General features: G+C 46.7%; 15 protein-coding genes. 10 read left to right on the forward strand and 5 right to left on the reverse strand.

The window, feature by feature from the left end; genetic code table 11:
• The first annotated feature begins 79 nt into the window (after nucleotides 1-79).
• From SC127_RS13460 to SC127_RS13475, 4 genes are all read left to right on the forward strand, one after another.
• Nucleotides 80-385, forward strand: coding sequence for a DUF1471 domain-containing protein (locus SC127_RS13460; protein ID WP_243079328.1), 306 nt, complete (start codon nucleotides 80-82; stop codon nucleotides 383-385).
• 434 nt (nucleotides 386-819) lie between these two features.
• Nucleotides 820-1,539 (forward strand): dienelactone hydrolase family protein, encoded by a 720-nt coding sequence (locus tag SC127_RS13465; RefSeq protein WP_332626894.1) that lies wholly within the window; start codon nucleotides 820-822, stop codon nucleotides 1,537-1,539.
• Nucleotides 1,540-1,781: 242 nt separating this feature from the next.
• Nucleotides 1,782-3,053 (forward strand): OprD family outer membrane porin, encoded by a 1,272-nt coding sequence (locus tag SC127_RS13470; RefSeq protein WP_332626895.1) that lies wholly within the window; start codon nucleotides 1,782-1,784, stop codon nucleotides 3,051-3,053.
• A 226-nt stretch (nucleotides 3,054-3,279) separates the two neighbouring features.
• On the forward strand, nucleotides 3,280-4,191 hold the full coding sequence (locus SC127_RS13475) for a LysR family transcriptional regulator (protein WP_332626896.1): 912 nt from the start codon (nucleotides 3,280-3,282) through the stop codon (nucleotides 4,189-4,191).
• A gap of 89 nt (nucleotides 4,192-4,280) precedes the next feature.
• Here SC127_RS13475 and umuC read toward each other — a convergent pair whose 3' ends face one another.
• Together umuC and SC127_RS13485 are read right to left on the reverse strand one after the other, a co-directional pair.
• Complete coding sequence (gene umuC, locus SC127_RS13480) at nucleotides 4,281-5,543, reverse strand: translesion error-prone DNA polymerase V subunit UmuC (protein WP_332626897.1); 1,263 nt, start codon at nucleotides 5,541-5,543, stop codon at nucleotides 4,281-4,283.
• Nucleotides 5,544-6,008: 465 nt separating this feature from the next.
• The gene (locus tag SC127_RS13485) at nucleotides 6,009-7,028 is read right to left on the reverse strand and encodes a LacI family DNA-binding transcriptional regulator (RefSeq protein ID WP_332627046.1); all 1,020 of its coding nucleotides are present in this window, start codon (nucleotides 7,026-7,028) and stop codon (nucleotides 6,009-6,011) included.
• Between the two features lie 314 nt (nucleotides 7,029-7,342).
• Here SC127_RS13485 and ascF point away from each other — a divergent pair, with 314 nt between their 5' ends.
• Nucleotides 7,343-8,791, forward strand: coding sequence for a PTS cellobiose/arbutin/salicin transporter subunit IIBC (gene ascF / locus SC127_RS13490; RefSeq protein WP_243079323.1), 1,449 nt, complete (start codon nucleotides 7,343-7,345; stop codon nucleotides 8,789-8,791).
• A gap of 32 nt (nucleotides 8,792-8,823) precedes the next feature.
• Complete coding sequence (locus SC127_RS13495) at nucleotides 8,824-10,254, forward strand: 6-phospho-beta-glucosidase (protein WP_332626898.1); 1,431 nt, start codon at nucleotides 8,824-8,826, stop codon at nucleotides 10,252-10,254.
• Nucleotides 10,255-10,336: 82 nt separating this feature from the next.
• Here SC127_RS13495 and SC127_RS13500 read toward each other — a convergent pair whose 3' ends face one another.
• The 3 genes from SC127_RS13500 to SC127_RS13510 form a co-directional block, all read right to left on the reverse strand.
• Nucleotides 10,337-10,915 (reverse strand): C40 family peptidase, encoded by a 579-nt coding sequence (locus SC127_RS13500; RefSeq protein WP_332626899.1) that lies wholly within the window; start codon nucleotides 10,913-10,915, stop codon nucleotides 10,337-10,339.
• A gap of 335 nt (nucleotides 10,916-11,250) precedes the next feature.
• Nucleotides 11,251-12,510 (reverse strand): Gfo/Idh/MocA family protein, encoded by a 1,260-nt coding sequence (locus SC127_RS13505; RefSeq protein WP_332626900.1) that lies wholly within the window; start codon nucleotides 12,508-12,510, stop codon nucleotides 11,251-11,253.
• Nucleotides 12,511-12,813: 303 nt separating this feature from the next.
• A complete protein-coding gene (locus tag SC127_RS13510) occupies nucleotides 12,814-13,233 on the reverse strand; it encodes a translesion error-prone DNA polymerase V autoproteolytic subunit (RefSeq protein ID WP_215848484.1) in 420 nt (139 codons plus the stop codon).
• A 526-nt stretch (nucleotides 13,234-13,759) separates the two neighbouring features.
• On the opposite strand from SC127_RS13510, the gene SC127_RS13515 reads away from it, so the two are divergent.
• From SC127_RS13515 to SC127_RS13530, 4 genes are all read left to right on the forward strand, one after another.
• Nucleotides 13,760-14,068: a hypothetical protein gene (locus tag SC127_RS13515; protein WP_332626901.1), complete on the forward strand. Its 309-nt coding sequence runs from the start codon at nucleotides 13,760-13,762 to the stop codon at nucleotides 14,066-14,068.
• A 263-nt stretch (nucleotides 14,069-14,331) separates the two neighbouring features.
• Nucleotides 14,332-14,577: a regulatory protein YcgZ gene (gene ycgZ, locus SC127_RS13520; RefSeq protein WP_215848486.1), complete on the forward strand. Its 246-nt coding sequence runs from the start codon at nucleotides 14,332-14,334 to the stop codon at nucleotides 14,575-14,577.
• 188 nt (nucleotides 14,578-14,765) lie between these two features.
• Nucleotides 14,766-15,059, forward strand: a complete 294-nt coding sequence (locus tag SC127_RS13525) for a hypothetical protein (protein ID WP_243079318.1) — start codon at nucleotides 14,766-14,768, stop codon at nucleotides 15,057-15,059.
• A 163-nt stretch (nucleotides 15,060-15,222) separates the two neighbouring features.
• A complete protein-coding gene (locus SC127_RS13530; protein ID WP_215848487.1) occupies nucleotides 15,223-15,477 on the forward strand; it encodes a biofilm/acid-resistance regulator YmgB/AriR in 255 nt (84 codons plus the stop codon).
• The last annotated feature ends 120 nt before the right edge of the window (nucleotides 15,478-15,597 follow it).

Here is a 15,597-nt window from a genome sequence, read left to right on the forward strand (position 1 = left end):
GCAACAACGTCTAACAATCAATCGTGTTTACGCTTTCCTAATGGCCGGCTTTACCTTCCGTTTTCTGAGGAGTTCGATAATGAAAGCATTAGTTCAGGATGTTTTATCTATATTTTCCCATCCGACCGTTAAACCCGTATTTATCCGTTCAGGGTTATCTTTTCGTGAAAAAAACTCCATTCAGCCTATGGGAGTCACATCGGTAAGTTGGGCGACATCCATGGAGGAATTAAATGACGCCTTGTTACATAAAGCCCTGGATGCGGGTGCCGTGGGATATCACATCACCGAAGTCGAATCTCACAAACAAGGTAAAGATGAGCAGTATCTGCTAGCCGCGACGGCGACGCTGTATACCCTCAATGAAAAAGTCGCTTATGGCTAACCCGTGACGTTTAATTATTCATCGACATCAAAGGCATTCATTAACTGCTCAACAGCACATTGTCTTATTTTTATTGCCGAGACAATGTGTTTTTTTACACCACTTTAAACCTCCCCTCATTTGCATAGCCTATTTTTTAATAAGTTTCAGTTACGAAATTTCAATACTCTTACATTAATAAAGGAATCTACTCTTTTCTTTCTGTTACGTGCAGAGTTTTCTCCGGCAGCTTTGACTTTGTTATCACAACCATCAATTAAACCAAGCTGTTTACTGTAGCATCCCCGTTTTGTTTATTATTCGTACTCAACTGAACAACGCCATCTTTTAGCATTCCCTGCGCTGGTACTTTTCTTCGGTTGATAAACAGAGTCTATTTAGTCAATGTAAAACATTCGTCCCCTCATCCCATTACTTTTCACTTAAGAGAACTTATGTCTACTGTGATTACTTCCAGCTGTGTTTATCGTGTCGGCCAAGACAGTTTCGAAGGCAAACTGGTTTATACCGATAACAATTCCTCTCCGCGCCCCGGTGTGGTCATGGCACCAAACTGGATGGGTGTGACATCCACTGCCATTGAGCAGGCAGAAAAAATAGCCGCCGAGGGCTATGTGGTTTTGATTGCTGACCTCTATGGTCAGGGGAAGCGACCTGCATCAGGTGATGACGCAGGTAAATATATGATGGAAGTGAAAGATACTCCCGCTGAAGTTGAACGCATGAATGCCGCGCTGGTTGCCTTGGTAAATCAAAAAGAAGTGGCAGTTTCAGCCAGTAAAATTGCCGCTATCGGTTTTTGCTTCGGTGGCCATTGTGCACTTGAATTAGCGCGTAGCGGTGCTGATATTAAGGCTGCTGTTTCTTTCCACGGTACGCTGGATACCAGTGGCTTATATGAAGATAAAGAACTCAAAAGCGCCGTATTAGTCCTGGACGGTGCTGCCGATCCACTCGTGCCGAGAGAGCAGCTTGCCGCGTTTTCTCATGAAATGACGACTAAGAATATTGACTGGCAATTAATCAGTTATGCAGGTGCGGTGCACTCGTTCACCGATCCAACGGCGAATGTTGAAGGCGTTTCCCAATATAATGCTGACGTTTCACGTCGCGCATTTAAATCTATGTTCGCACTGTTTACCGAAGTCCTTTAATCCTTTTAGTTTACTGCCGTGGTGTCTGGATATTCAGGCACCACGCTTACCACCAGCGCGTGAGTTATGTCATTGCTTATTATTTATCCCACCTGACATTTATAATCAGAATCCGCACTATTCGATAAAAGCTTTTCCCTGCTCTTTTTTGAAACAGTGATAAATTGCTCGCCCTCAGGCGTCTGCTCTGCCTGAGAAAAGGGTATCTACTGAATAAAATAAAATAGACAGGGTAATTGAACGTGAACAAATCTTTGCCGTTAGCCATATTCGTGACACTCAGCGCGAATTCGGCCTTTGCCAGTACTGAGCAGCAAAATAATGGATTCATCGAAGACAGCCATCTTGATGTATTACTTCGCAACGCTTATATCAAGCGCGATTATAAAGATGAAGGCGTACGCGATCGTGCGGAATGGGGCCAAGCCGTTATTGCTACCTATTCATCCGGTTTTACGCAAGGCCCGGTAGGATTTGGTGTTGATGGTATTGCTCAATATGCTGTGCGTTTGGATGGCGGACGCGGTCGTAGTGGTGCTGGCGGCATCGACTTTTTTGCTCAGGACCAAGATGGAAAAGCAAAATCCGACCTCGCTAAATTCGGTGCTACTGCGAAGATGCGCTTCTCAAATACCGTGCTGAGCTACGGGACACAGCGCCCTGCTCTGCCCATTTTGAACAGCGATGATTCCCGCCTGCTGGCCGAAACCTATACCGGTTTTATGCTCGACTCTCAGGAGATCGAAGGCCTGGATGTCAGCGCGGGTTACTTTACCGATGAACAACAGAAAAGTGATGACAGCCATGATACCGGCCTCAGTAGCCTGGCTTTTGCTGGCGCCCACTATCAGTTTAACGATCAGTTCAGCGGTGGGTTTTACGCTTCGCACGTTCAGGATGTTCTGAACAAGCAATATCTGAATCTGAATTATCGCCAGCCTTTAGTGGCTAACCAGGCACTAATATTCGATTTCAATGGTTATAACTCACGTCTCGATCACTCTTATGCAGACAGCCAAAATACCGGGCGCAGTAATTCCATCTGGAGCCTGGCGGCAAGTTACGTGTGGGATATTCACACGTTTAAACTGGCTTATCAGCAGAGCAGTGGCAGCACGGGATACCATTATGGTGGGTATCGCAATCAGGGCGGCACTGGCGATGGCGGCAATACCATTTGGCTGGCGAACTCCTATTGGTCAGATTTCAATGGTGAAGATGAACGATCCTGGCAGGTCGCTTACTCGGTTGATCTGGCGGGATTAGGTGTTTCTGGGTTGAGCTATGATGCAGCGTATGTCCGCGGTGACAATATCAAAACCTCGGCATCCAGCAATGGACATGAGCATGAATTCTTTAACCAGATCCAATACAAAGTTCAGGATGGATTCGCTAAAGATTTAAAACTGAAATTGCGTTATTCGATTCTACGCGTTTCGTCAGATGCAGCCGATTACAATATCGGCGGTAATGAAGTTCGTGTCTTTGTTGAGTATCCTTTCTCACTGTTGTAATCCGATTTGATGTAAATTTCTCATTAAAGCAGTGGCAACGCACTCAGCCACTGCTCCTTTCAATGCGAAGTGAAATATGCTCACAGAAAAAACGTTATTGTTTGTTCTGCTCGCCATCAACCTTCCGATTAAATTAGAGCGAAAGGCTGTTGCATGTAGGATCGGTTTTACTACAGCTTCGGTTAGCCGTGAGGTTAGTGAGATTTAACGTGTTCAATGAGGATATATGGAAAGAATTGAGTGTGATCGCATGTTCATTGCCGTCATGGAAACAGGGAGTTTTACCGCCGCTGCCCAGCGTTTGAATACCAGCCACGGACAGGCATCAAAACTTATTTCTCGTCTTGAGCGTGAACTTGGCGTGAATTTACTCCGACGCAGCACCCGTTCTTTGACGCCCACCGAAGTGGGCCGTGCCTATTATGAACAAATTAGGCAGCTTATCGCCGACTATGATGCACTCAATGATTCCGTGCGTAATACGTCAAATTCGCCCTCAGGTACATTGCGAATTTCTGCCCCCGTCACTTTTGGAACATTGAAATTACCGCATCTTTTGATCGAATTTGCGCGTCAGTATCCTGATATTGAGCTGGATGTTCATTTTGCCGATCGCGCAGTGAATGTGGTTGATGAAGGTTTTGATCTGGCATTACGCATTGGCAATCTGGAAGACAGTAATCTGATCGCCAGAAAGCTCAGCGATATCCGCATTGTTCTGGTTGCCTCTCAAGAATACCTTTCACGCAGGGGAGTACCGATGCATTGGCAACAACTTATTGAGCATGACTGCATTGTAGATACTAACTTTCGCGATCCGTATCAGTGGCCATTCAGGGATGAAAATCAGGGCATCTCTACGCAGCCAGTACAAGGTAGAATGAAATTATCCAATGCTGAAGTGTGTCTGAATGCAGCTATTGCCGGGCTGGGAATCTCTCGTCTCCCCACTTTCGTCGTGAGCGAAGCCCTTAAAAGAGGCGAGATTCAGTCTGTCCTCACCGCTTTTGAAGCGCCGCCAATGGGGCTTTACGCCGTCTATCCTCCAGCCAAATATCTGGCGCATAAATCCCGGGTATTAATAGACTTTTTGGCTGCCGCATTCTCTGGAAAACCAACATGGGACACATCGCTGTAATATCATTAAAAGAGAAACACCCCCTCTTTTCGATGATTAATGTGTGTGTAAGAAAGCGGATACGTTTAAACAATCCCGTTTTCCGTTGACTACTTTGCCACCGGCAAATCTGAGAAACGGGTGGTGTACGCCGGAGAAAGCATTTCGCGTTTCATCGCCCATGACTTCACTGTTCCCTGTCCAGCAAACCCAATACGGCCGCGCTCTTTTTCATTGATCTGATCCATAACCTGCATCAACGCTGCGCTGTTGGCCTGCGGCTGGAATTCATCAAAAAGGTTAAGCTGGGCAACGCCCTGACTGAAAAAGTCGCTGAGAATAACCCCCGCTTTCATGTAGCGATGACCCTCTTTCCACATCGCATCAAGTGCACGAACGGCGACGCGAATAATATCGCGCGTATCATTTGAAGGAATTGGCAGGTTACCGCTTACCTGATTTGTATAGAACACTTCGCCTTCCGCATGGGGACTGGTGCGAATAAACACGCTGATCAAACGACAGTGCTGCCTTTGCTGACGTAACTTTTCTGCGGCACGTTCAGCATAGGTGCAAATCGCCTGATGCATTTCTTCATATTCAGTGATGCGATAACCAAAAGAGCGGCTGCACATGATTTGTTGCTTGCTGGGGGAATATTCGTCCAGTTCCAGACAGGGCTCGCCGCGTAATTCGCGCACGGTGCGCTCCAATACCACGTTGAAGTGTTTTCTGATGATCCAGGTACTTTGTTCGGAAAGATCTTTGGCGGTAATAATGCCCATAGCGTTGAGCTTTTTGCTGATACGTCGTCCGACGCCCCACACCTCTTCAACCGGCACCAGCGCCATCAATTTTTTCTGTCGTTCACTATTGGAGAGGTCAAGCACGCCGCGGGTTTTAGTCCATTTCTTTGCCGCGTAATTTGCCAGCTTCGCCAGGGTTTTGGTTGGTGCAATGCCGATGCCCACGCGCAAATGTGTCTCTCGCCAGATACGCTGCTGAATCTCGTAGCCAAATTCCTCCAGCACGCGACAATTACGGATGCCCGCCATACTCATAAAAGCTTCATCAATTGAATAAAACTCTACTGCGGGTGCCATCTCTTCCAGCGTGCTCATTACACGATGAGACATATCAGCATACAAGGCATAATTTGAGCTAAATACTTTTACCTTATGATGAAGTAATTCATCTCTGATTTTGAAATACGGCGCACCCATTTTTATGCCCATTTTTTTCGCTTCCGCTGAACGCGAAATAATGCAGCCATCGTTATTTGAAACCACGACAACCGGCTTTCCCCGCAGGTCGGGCCTGAATACGGTTTCACATGAGGTATAAAAATTATTAACGTCGACTAATGCAAACATAGTAGCCCAGGGAATGAAAGCATCGGCAAATCAGCGTGAACACATCACCTGACGTGATAAAAAGCGGACTGTTTTTAATTAATTGATGACTCAGCAAGCTTTTCATCGTAGCGTTACCGATAAACTGTATATCCATACAGTATTGCTGATGCAGAGAATTGATCAAGTCTAATCTGGCCTTAATGAACAACTTGCTCATTATTCATGCTTTTTTCGACTAATTTTTCAAAACCATGCTAAACGGCATGACATCTCGGGTGCTTTTATGCGGAAGCGGCATCATCCGGGCCCACTCTGAGGCATAACGCTTGGTGACAGGCTTTTTTAATTAAAAAGGAGTTGAGCCTGGCGAGATAATGAACAAATCTCTTTCACTAAAACAGAATAAAAGGGGATTTCTTTGATGGATAGACAACCGCGTAATAAAGGTGGATTACCGCCAGACGCTATTTGATCGACAATTTTCTAAGGATGGAAATAAGGACCCGTCGTAATAGAATCACGCGCGATCAGGCTGGCCGTAAACACTTTTTGTTGTTCAAATTCTCCACCATCCAACATGGAAAGCAGGCGATTGATTGTCTCTTTGATCATTTCAGTGACGGGCATTTTCATGCTAGAGAGGGAAGGAATCGTGTAGGGCGCCAGTGGAATGTCATCAAAGCCAATCACCGACACAGCAGAAGGCACCGAAATATGGCATTCAGCCAGCCTCTTTAGAGCCCCGACGGCCATCTCATCATTGCTGGCAACAAGCGCGCTAAATGTCTGGCCTCGCTTAAGCAATATATCAACCGCATCCACGCCGCTTTGCGCCGTCCATTTTCCTTCCACAATATGCGCGTTATTTATCTCAATATCCTGTTCAGCCAGTGCAGATTTATAACCTGAAAGGCGTTCCATTCCAGTTGGGGAATCGAGTGAGCCGGTAATAAACGCGATATCGCGATGGCCTAATTTAATGAGATGTTTTACCGCCGCCGCGCTGGTTAATTTTTGATCAGAAAAAATGCAGTAACTGTCGTTGCGTCTCAATCGCCGGTTGATGACCAGGATGGGCTGTTTGTGGAGCGAAATGATCTCATCCATCTCAGCAATAGAGAGAAAACGCGGATAGATAATGATGCCGTCGCAGCGAAGATCCAGTAAAAACTGAATTGCTGCCCTTTCATCTTCAGCCGTATGTTTGCCATCGGCGAGTATCAGTTGACGGCCTTGTTCTTCCATCATGCGGGCTGAGTGAAGCATCAACTCGCTGAAGATATTGCCGCTATACAAGGTGTTAGTGACCACCAGCCCGATAGTTTGCGTGCTTTTTATCGCAAGATTACGCGCCAGTAAATTAGGACGATAGCCTGTTTCCGCAATGGCCTGCAGCACGTGCTCACGCTTTTCCTGACTGACGTAGCCGTTTCCAGACAGAACGCGGGAAACTGTCGCTTTTGAAACACCGGCTTTTTTAGCCACTTCAAGTATTGTTGCCATCATTGCGCCGTCTGAATCGCCCTCTTTTTGGCAGTCTACCTAAGTCACTCTTTGTTTTGAAATATTTTCCAATTTGTACTGCATGCCCCGGTGATCCTTCAGGTTGATCATCGTCACATAATGAAAAATTCACAAATTTTATCTCTTGTTCATATCGATAAACATCTTCATGATTTTATGAAACCGGTTTCCTACAGAGGTTTCATAAGCGATGCCCAGGCTGAAAAAGCGCTGAATTATTCAAATGACATTGGCATCGTTGATGTAACACACCGGTCAGAACACTTACCGATTTCTCTACAGAGATAAAACCTATGCCGAAGAACTACGCTGAGGTCTCACACGCTATCGTTGATGCGCTAGGTGGCCTGAATAATATTGAGGCGGTCACGCACTGTATGACTCGCCTGAGATTTGTGGTGAAAGACCCCTCGTTGATCAACAGCCCGACACTGAAATCTATTGATGGCGTCATGGGCGTGGTTCACAACGACACGCAGTGCCAGGTTATCATTGGCAACAACGTGTCGAAGGCTTATCAGGAAGTATTAAAACTGGGGACGCCGAATGCCGCACCGTCTTCAACCGCACCCCGTAAAATAACCTTGAAAGGGATAGGCGCAGGCATTCTTGATGCACTCGTCGGAACAATGTCACCGTTGATCCCCGCCATTATCGGCGGCTCCATGGTAAAACTGCTGGCCATGATCCTGGATATGGCCGGTGTTTTTGAAAAAGGCTCCTCAACGCTGATCATTTTGAATGTTATTGGCGATGGCGCATTTTTCTTCTTGCCGGTGATGGTGGCTGCTTCTGCTGCGCTTAAATTCAAAACCAACATGTCGCTGGCCATTGCGATTGCTGGCGTGCTGGTTCATCCCAATTTTGTTGACCTGATGGCGAAAGCGGCACAAGGACAGGTTGTCGAATTTGCCGCTATTCCAGTGACAGCAGTGAAATATACTTACACCGTGATCCCCGCGCTGGTGATGACCTGGATTTTGTCTCACATTGAAAGAGGCGTTGATCACATCACGCCGGCGGTAACCAAAAACTTCCTCAAACCCATGCTGATTGTGTTGATCGCTGCCCCGATTGCGATTGTCTTCATCGGGCCGCTGGGCATCTGGATTGGTAGCGGCATTTCGGCAATCGTCTACACCGTTCACGGTTATCTGGGCTGGCTTTCTGTCGCTATTATGGGTGCAATATGGCCATTGTTGGTGATGACCGGCATGCATCGTGTTTTTACCCCAACCATCATTCAAACCATCGCAGAGACCGGTAAAGAAGGCATGGTTATGCCTTCTGAAATTGGTGCCAATTTGTCACTTGGTGGCTCATCTTTGGCGGTCGCTTTCAGGACTAAAAATCGTGAATTGCGTCAAACTGCCTTGGCCGCAGCGGCTTCGGCGATTATTGCCGGGATTTCTGAGCCAGCGCTGTATGGCGTGGCGGTGCGCTTAAAGCGCCCTTTGATCGCCTGCTTAATCAGTGGATTTATTTGCGGCGCGGTTGCTGGTATTGGTGGGCTCGCCAGCCATTCGATGGCCTCTCCCGGCCTGTTTACCAGCGTACAATTTTTCGATCCCTCCAACCCTATGAGCATCGTCTGGGTCGCTGCCGTGATGGTGCTTTCCGTGGTGCTCTCCTTTATTCTCACGCTCATTTTAGGGTTTGAAGACATCCCGGAAAGTGAAGCAGCGCCGACATCAGCGAGTCCTCTTTCCGCTGACACCGTTAAAACTGTTAATGCTAATTGACTGGCGATCGTTGCCAGATACTGAGGTTTTTTATGTCTGAATCGACATTTCCTGAAGGTTTTTTATGGGGTGGCGCATTAGCCGCTAATCAGTCAGAAGGCGGTTATCTTGAAGGTGGTAAAGGACTGACTACAGTAGACATGATCCCACATGGATCCAACCGCATGAAGGTCAAGCTGGGTCTGGAAAAGCGATTTACCCTGCATCAGGATGAGTTCTATCCAAGCCATGAGGCGATCGATTTTTATCATCGCTATCACGACGATATTGCCTTAATGGCTGAGATGGGATTCACCGTTTTTCGCACCTCAATTGCCTGGAGCCGCATTTACCCCAATGGGGATGAGTCAACGCCTAATCCGCAAGGTATTGCGTTTTATCGCGATCTGTTTGAAACCTGCCGTCAATATGGCATCGAACCGCTGGTGACGCTGTGCCATTTTGACGTTCCCATGCATTTGGTCACCGAATATGGTTCATGGCGTAATCGCAAAATGATCGACTTTTTTGCGCGCTATGCACGTACCTGCTTTGAAGCATTTGATGGCCTGGTGAAATACTGGTTAACCTTTAATGAGATTAACATTCTGCTGCACAGTCCCTTTTCTGGTGCAGGCTTGGTTTTTGAAGAGGGTGAAAATCCAGAGCAGGTGAAATATCAGGCGGCGCATCATGAACTGGTGGCCAGCGCACAAGTAACCCGTATTGCGCATGAAATCAATCCTGAAAATCAGGTTGGCTGCATGCTAGCAGGCGGGAATTTCTACCCTTGGTCAAGCAAACCCGAAGACGTGTGGGCAGCATTAGAAAAAGATCGTGAAAATCTGTTCTTTATTGATGTGCAGGCTCGAGGTGCTTACCCCTCTTATTCCGCACGGGTGTTCCGCGAAAAAGATGTCAAGATTGTCATGGCGGATGAAGATGCTGAAATCCTGAAAAATACCGTCGATTTTGTTTCATTCAGCTACTACGCGTCACGCTGCGCGTCGGCAGATATGAATGAGAACAACAGCAGCGCCGCCAATGTGGTGAAGTCATTAACCAACCCGCATATCAAGCGCAGCGACTGGGGCTGGGGAATCGATCCGTTGGGCCTGCGTATTACCATGAACATGATGTATGACCGTTATCAAAAACCGCTGTTTCTGGTGGAGAATGGTCTTGGCGCGCGTGATGAATTTAATGCCGATGGCGAGATCGTTGACGACTATCGCATCAGCTATTTACGCGAGCACATTCGCGCCATGGCAGACGCGATTGCCGACGGTATTCCGGTAATGGGTTATACCACGTGGGGTTGCATCGATTTGGTTGCAGCATCAACCGGAGAGATGAGTAAACGCTACGGATTTGTCCACGTTGATCGCGATGATCACGGAAACGGAACGTTGCTGCGCACCCGTAAAAAATCATTTTGGTGGTATAAAAAAGTGATTGCCAGTAACGGCAAAGATTTAGACTGAGTCCTTTCTCGGACAATGGCCTGAGAAACGTTAATTTTTACGCATCTCAGGTCACGTCTTCGCGCCAGAATAAACAGCACAATTAGTTTTTCGCCAAGGTGACTGCGTTCGGTTCAGCATTAAAGGTTATTTCAGCGTTATATTCTTTTGGTAAACGCCTTGCCTGATAAAAAACGCGTTTCCAGTAAGGATTGTGGAGCGAAGAGCGCATAACGCCTTTACTGGAAGAGGCGTGTAAGAATTGGTGGTCAGTGTCATAGAAGCCAACATGCATTTCATGGTTAATGCGGAAAAAGACTAAATCCCCCGGTTGAAGATGCTCGGCATCGACACGTTTTCCCATTTGAATAAGCTGGGTGGTCGTCACGCGATCCATGGGAAGATTGAAACGGTCTTTCAGCGTTCGCCAGACAAAACCTGAGCAATCAACCCCGGTTAACGTGGTTCCACCCCAATGATAAGGTGTGCCTTGCCAGGAATGCATTTGGTCATGCAGTGCTGCGACGACGGGAATCAGATCAGGTTGCTGATCAGAACGGCTATAGGTATCAGTTGTATCCGCAGGCAGATTTTTATGGCCAGTAGCAGAATGAGATGAGCACCCCGCCAAAGTAACAAACGACAGACAGAATAAGAATTTGACTCTTTTAGATAACGTCATGATGGCGGATACCGGGTGTTTTAGCACATTAACTGTGCGTGGATTTATACAGCACCGGTTTAATTGAAAAAATGACCTATCTACTTGAATTACACACACTTAACTTCATTGACGCAAATTTACAATTGTAAAATCTATTAACGCCTCTCTTTATTAAACACTTTACATAAAAAATTTTATAAGCATGGGGAATAGATTTAACCGCGTTATTATTTTCTTGATTAATAATGACATGTATCTATAAGCGTTAATTAGCCCGTGAACCCCTTCGCGGATGAGCGAGTAAAACCTGACATAACCCGCGTCTAAGGGGTATGCCCGGCTTTCTGTCTGATTTAACGTTGCGTTACAGCCAGTGGCGAATGTTCAGAAGGATAATCTATCCTCACTGGCAATCCTTCCCGTGCAGAACGATAAATTGCTTCCATCAGCAGGTGATCCTGCAACCCCTCTTCGCCCGGCGAATGGAAAGGCCGATTGTGCAATATGCCGCAAGCGAAGTGATCAATTTCAAGCGTGAACTGATCTTGGGGCGAAAGCCGGATTTCATTTACCTGCTCAGCATCACCGCGCCGCTGCGCGACATACAAGCGCTGGCCTTGATAAGCATAAGCATTTTCCAACGACACCCAACCTTTCTCTAACCGGATGTTCATATCCTTGCATTCATGCGCACCGTAGCTGGTGATACAGTGAGCAATAACGCCCGACGGAAAACGCAGCGTAAAAGTGACCGACTCTTCGACTTCCTGGTAGCGCACATCCTGCTCTGGATTAATGATTTGCGCATAGACCTCAATGGGATCCTCGGCCAGCATGGTACGAACACCGTTCAGGCAATATAAACCGATATCTGGTAATGCCCCGCCACCTGCTAATGCGGCACGCATACGCCATTGCTCGCCCGGGCCTTGCACCTGAGTGGTAATAGCCTGAATAAAGCGTGGTCGGCCCAGCTCACCGGATTGCGTCAGCCGCGCCGCTTCGAGATTGAACACGTCATATTGGCAACGATAAGCGATCATCAGTTTGACACCCGCCTCATTACAGGCGGCGATCATTTCACGCGCCTCCTCAGACGTGTTTGCCATCGGCTTTTCACACAGCACATGCTTGCCCGCTTTCGCCGCAGCTACCGCATGATCGCGATGCAGGCCATTTGGCGTCACGATATAGACCGCATCAATGGCTTTGTTCTCCGCCATGCGCGCCATTTCGTCGTAGCTATAAATAGCATCTGCATCGATACCGTATTGCGCCGCAACCACTTGCGCTTTGTCACGTCGACCAGAAACCAACGCTACCGGGCGGGCATATTGGCTTTGGCGAAGAGCAGGCAAAATTTGATTCAGCGTTAAACGCCCAAGCCCAACGATAGCAATGCCAAGACGTTTTTCCGGCGGCAGCACCACTGGCGGTTCAGGCTCGGGACGATCGGCTTGCCCTTTCCAGTTCTCGAAGCTTACTTTTTCATGCTCCACGCTACCTACATCTATCTTTGCGGGTTGTCCAAAGTGGGCTGGAACCGGTAAAGGTTGTCCAGTGGGCGTCCCCGGCCCTGTCTGGGCGTATGAGGCTTTGCGCTTATGGGTCATGCTTCCTCCGTTTGCATAGCACGATGTATACCGCGTCAGAAATAAGGCTGCGGAGTAATGCGCTGAGCGAAATATTTATTTCATGGATTATAAAAGATAGGAAAATATTTCACTTCTCGCCAGCGAGAGGGCTTTAGAAAGGTAGGAAAAGCGCAGAAAAACAAAGCGTAACGGGTGGTTATGCCGCGCGCTTTGTTTTTTCCCATGCGGTATATCTGATTGAACTCAAATAACAGATAAAGAGGAATAAAGCCGTTCTACGCGGTAAAACCTCTTCAATTCGATCATCTGTTATCTTTTAATTTAGTGTGTCGATTTAATCACAAACGTTACTACACCAAAAATCTCCAGCCCTTCTTCGCTGTTGATATTAATGGGTGAGTAAGCACTGTTCATGGGGATAAGTTGAATAAAGGGGCGCAGCTGGAGGCGTTTTACGGTGAATTCGCCTTCTATTGCAGCGACGACAATATTTCCGTGCTCGGCTTTCATGGCGCTGTCGACGACCAACATATCGCCGTCACTGATACCGGCTTCAATCATGGAGTCACCGCTCACGCGAATAAAATAGGTGGCGCTGGGCCGCTGAACCAGCAGCTCATTAAGATCCAGTCGCTGCTCGACATAATCCTGAGCGGGCGAGGGAAAGCCACAAGGTACACGCTCAATATAAAGCGGCAATTGCATAACGGCGCGGATCTCCGCAGGTTTAATGAACTCCATAACATTTTCCTCCTCAAATCAAATAACTGTATATATTTACAGTAATGGGTAACGGGGGATTCAGGCAAGTTAAGTCATGGGCTTTTTTGTAAAGGGACTGACAGAGAAAGGAATTTAATTTTTTGGCGCAGTCCGTGAAGATTGAAACGCGGTCATTTACGCAGCAAAAAGGATGAAATATCAGCAGGTAATCGCACAGATTTTTTAGACAGAATTCAATTTGAGTTAAGTGAATTATTAAGCGTGAAATGCTGATGCTTTTTTTTGCGATCAAGCAGATTTTTTAATCTGAAGCAGTAAAAAATGTTGAGTGATTAAAAGGCATTTTATGAATAATAATAGCGCTACCATTCCCTTCATCGTATTAACCCCATGCAAACGCATAGCATGAGACTACCGGTAACGTTGATTAATAATACCTATTAATTAAATAATCACTCCTGAAAACAGATTAACAAAAATGCATTTGTACTCTGCTAAAATGAAATGTTACGGTAAAGAATAATAAATAGCTTCGGAGGTAATTATGTTTTTTTCTGATAAAGAAAAAGCGAATGTCATTATTGGCGAAGCTGCATTTGCTCTCATCCTTGCCCGCCAGGAAGTCAGTGTTGAATCGTTGATTCAGCAATTAAAAGTTATGGCGGGAACGGAAGCCGACGAATCGCGCTTGTTAAAAATAGAAAACGCAAAGGTCTGGCTAACGGATTTCAGGAGTGTGAGCAATCGTAAGCCCGCGCAAATTGAATGGCTTGTAGGGCAACGTAATGTTGAAGAGTCAGCCGATCATTCGTCCAATGACATTCAACTGAATAAGAACGATAAAGATGCCTAAGTTTATCGTGAACGTGCCACCGTCTTGTGGCACCTTCGTAAAGACGCTATTCTTCCCTTATACAAAATCCTGGACAAGAATCAGCGCAACAGGTGAGTAAAAACCGCTTTTAGACCTCTCTCTAACCCTCTGTTTTATAACGCTTAGCATTTTTTGCACAAAAATCCCGCCAGTAAAAAACCAAAATCCTGTACAAGTTTTTGAAAGATGTATAACTTCCGCTCAATAAACAGGGTATATTTTTAACCACTGAGGACTTGAACATGCGCCAGAACGGTCATGCACCTGATACAACCAGCGACATTGCCCGTTACTTCAACCAAGCCAACTTGCCTTCGCAGCAAGAGACGTTAGGCGCAATCGTGGTTGAAATCCTTCGTGCCGGTAACACGCTTAGCCGTAAAGCGATTTGCGGCAAGCTGCTTCGTCGTCTTGATCAAGCTACCAGCACTGAAGAAGAGAACCATTACCAGGAACTGATCGGCATGCTATTCGGACGTGAAGGATAATCGTTCCGCAGCAATATCCGGGTTTCAAAGAGTTAACTTGCTTTATTTTAGCAAAATTCTGATCGGACTTTATCCGGAAGACTGAGGGCCGCTTTACCCGATAAGGTCAACAGATGTCAGGCGCATGGCATCTGTTGACGCAATCACGCCCTGAAAGTGGTCATAAAATCGTAATCAGAGAAGCCAGTATGTACAGAAGTGATGAAGAAAAACTGACGGATGTGGTGATCGGCGAAGCAGTGCTGACATTGCTAAAGTCAGACAGCCCTGTTTCGAGTACTGCGCTTATCGCGCAGCTTGAAGTCATGGCTGCGGCTGCAGAAGACGCAAAAATGGTGCGTGCTATCAAAGGCGCGGTAACTGAAGTGCGTAAAGGAATGGCTGCTGCCAGCAAGCGAAGCAAACTCGATTTCCCTGATCGAGAAAATATAACGCATCGATTTAACAGTGAAGGCCCACCAGAAGGTTCAAAAAAGCACTGAACCCTTGTGACTCCATCATGGTAAAGCTGGAAAAAAAATCAGGTGCGGCAGGAGATTAAGAAATGTTTGTAGCTGACTCCGGGCAAAAGACAAACATGTACTACACTCCTTTCTGTTTACACCGGAATGCGTTTATTTAAATTTTCCTCAGAGAAATATGACCATGCAACAAGACACTTCAAACTCAGCAATTATCGAGTATTTTCGTAGCGCAGGCGATCAGTTGGCTTCAGAAACTGAGCTGTTGGGTACGGTGATCAAAAACATCGTCACCGATCAGGGGTATGTGACTAACAAAGCCATCATCCTGTATCTTATTGCCGAACTGGAAAGCACCTCAGACGTGGTTAAACTGGATGTATTGCGTAAGACGCTGGAAATCGTTGTTGGCCGCACGCCAGACGACGCCGGTATCTGATAACACGCCTGCGTTAAGGTTTGGCTGATAACGCAGGCTGCACTTTTTTGAATCCCTTCAGTAACAGTTCGCCTATTTTTCTACCGTTTCGATAGCACCATGAGTATCAGGTTTTACACC

This window comes from Pantoea sp. T14 (assembly GCF_036663535.1).
GTDB classification, from domain to species: Bacteria; Pseudomonadota; Gammaproteobacteria; order Enterobacterales; family Enterobacteriaceae; genus Pantoea; species Pantoea phytostimulans.

Coding starts and splice junctions, on each gene's coding strand:
- SC127_RS13465 (WP_332626894.1), top strand. CDS start 820: ATGTCTACTGTGATTACTTCCAGCTGTGTTTATCGTGTCGGCCAAGAC.
- SC127_RS13525 (WP_243079318.1), top strand. CDS start 14,766: ATGTACAGAAGTGATGAAGAAAAACTGACGGATGTGGTGATCGGCGAA.
- SC127_RS13495 (WP_332626898.1), top strand. CDS start 8,824: ATGTCTGAATCGACATTTCCTGAAGGTTTTTTATGGGGTGGCGCATTA.
- SC127_RS13485 (WP_332627046.1), bottom strand. CDS start 7,028: ATGGCAACAATACTTGAAGTGGCTAAAAAAGCCGGTGTTTCAAAAGCG.
- SC127_RS13475 (WP_332626896.1), top strand. CDS start 3,280: ATGGAAAGAATTGAGTGTGATCGCATGTTCATTGCCGTCATGGAAACA.
- ascF (WP_243079323.1), top strand. CDS start 7,343: ATGCCGAAGAACTACGCTGAGGTCTCACACGCTATCGTTGATGCGCTA.
- ycgZ (WP_215848486.1), top strand. CDS start 14,332: ATGCGCCAGAACGGTCATGCACCTGATACAACCAGCGACATTGCCCGT.
- SC127_RS13505 (WP_332626900.1), bottom strand. CDS start 12,510: ATGACCCATAAGCGCAAAGCCTCATACGCCCAGACAGGGCCGGGGACG.
- SC127_RS13510 (WP_215848484.1), bottom strand. CDS start 13,233: ATGGAGTTCATTAAACCTGCGGAGATCCGCGCCGTTATGCAATTGCCG.
- SC127_RS13460 (WP_243079328.1), top strand. CDS start 80: ATGAAAGCATTAGTTCAGGATGTTTTATCTATATTTTCCCATCCGACC.
- SC127_RS13500 (WP_332626899.1), bottom strand. CDS start 10,915: ATGACGTTATCTAAAAGAGTCAAATTCTTATTCTGTCTGTCGTTTGTT.
- SC127_RS13530 (WP_215848487.1), top strand. CDS start 15,223: ATGCAACAAGACACTTCAAACTCAGCAATTATCGAGTATTTTCGTAGC.
- umuC (WP_332626897.1), bottom strand. CDS start 5,543: ATGTTTGCATTAGTCGACGTTAATAATTTTTATACCTCATGTGAAACC.
- SC127_RS13515 (WP_332626901.1), top strand. CDS start 13,760: ATGTTTTTTTCTGATAAAGAAAAAGCGAATGTCATTATTGGCGAAGCT.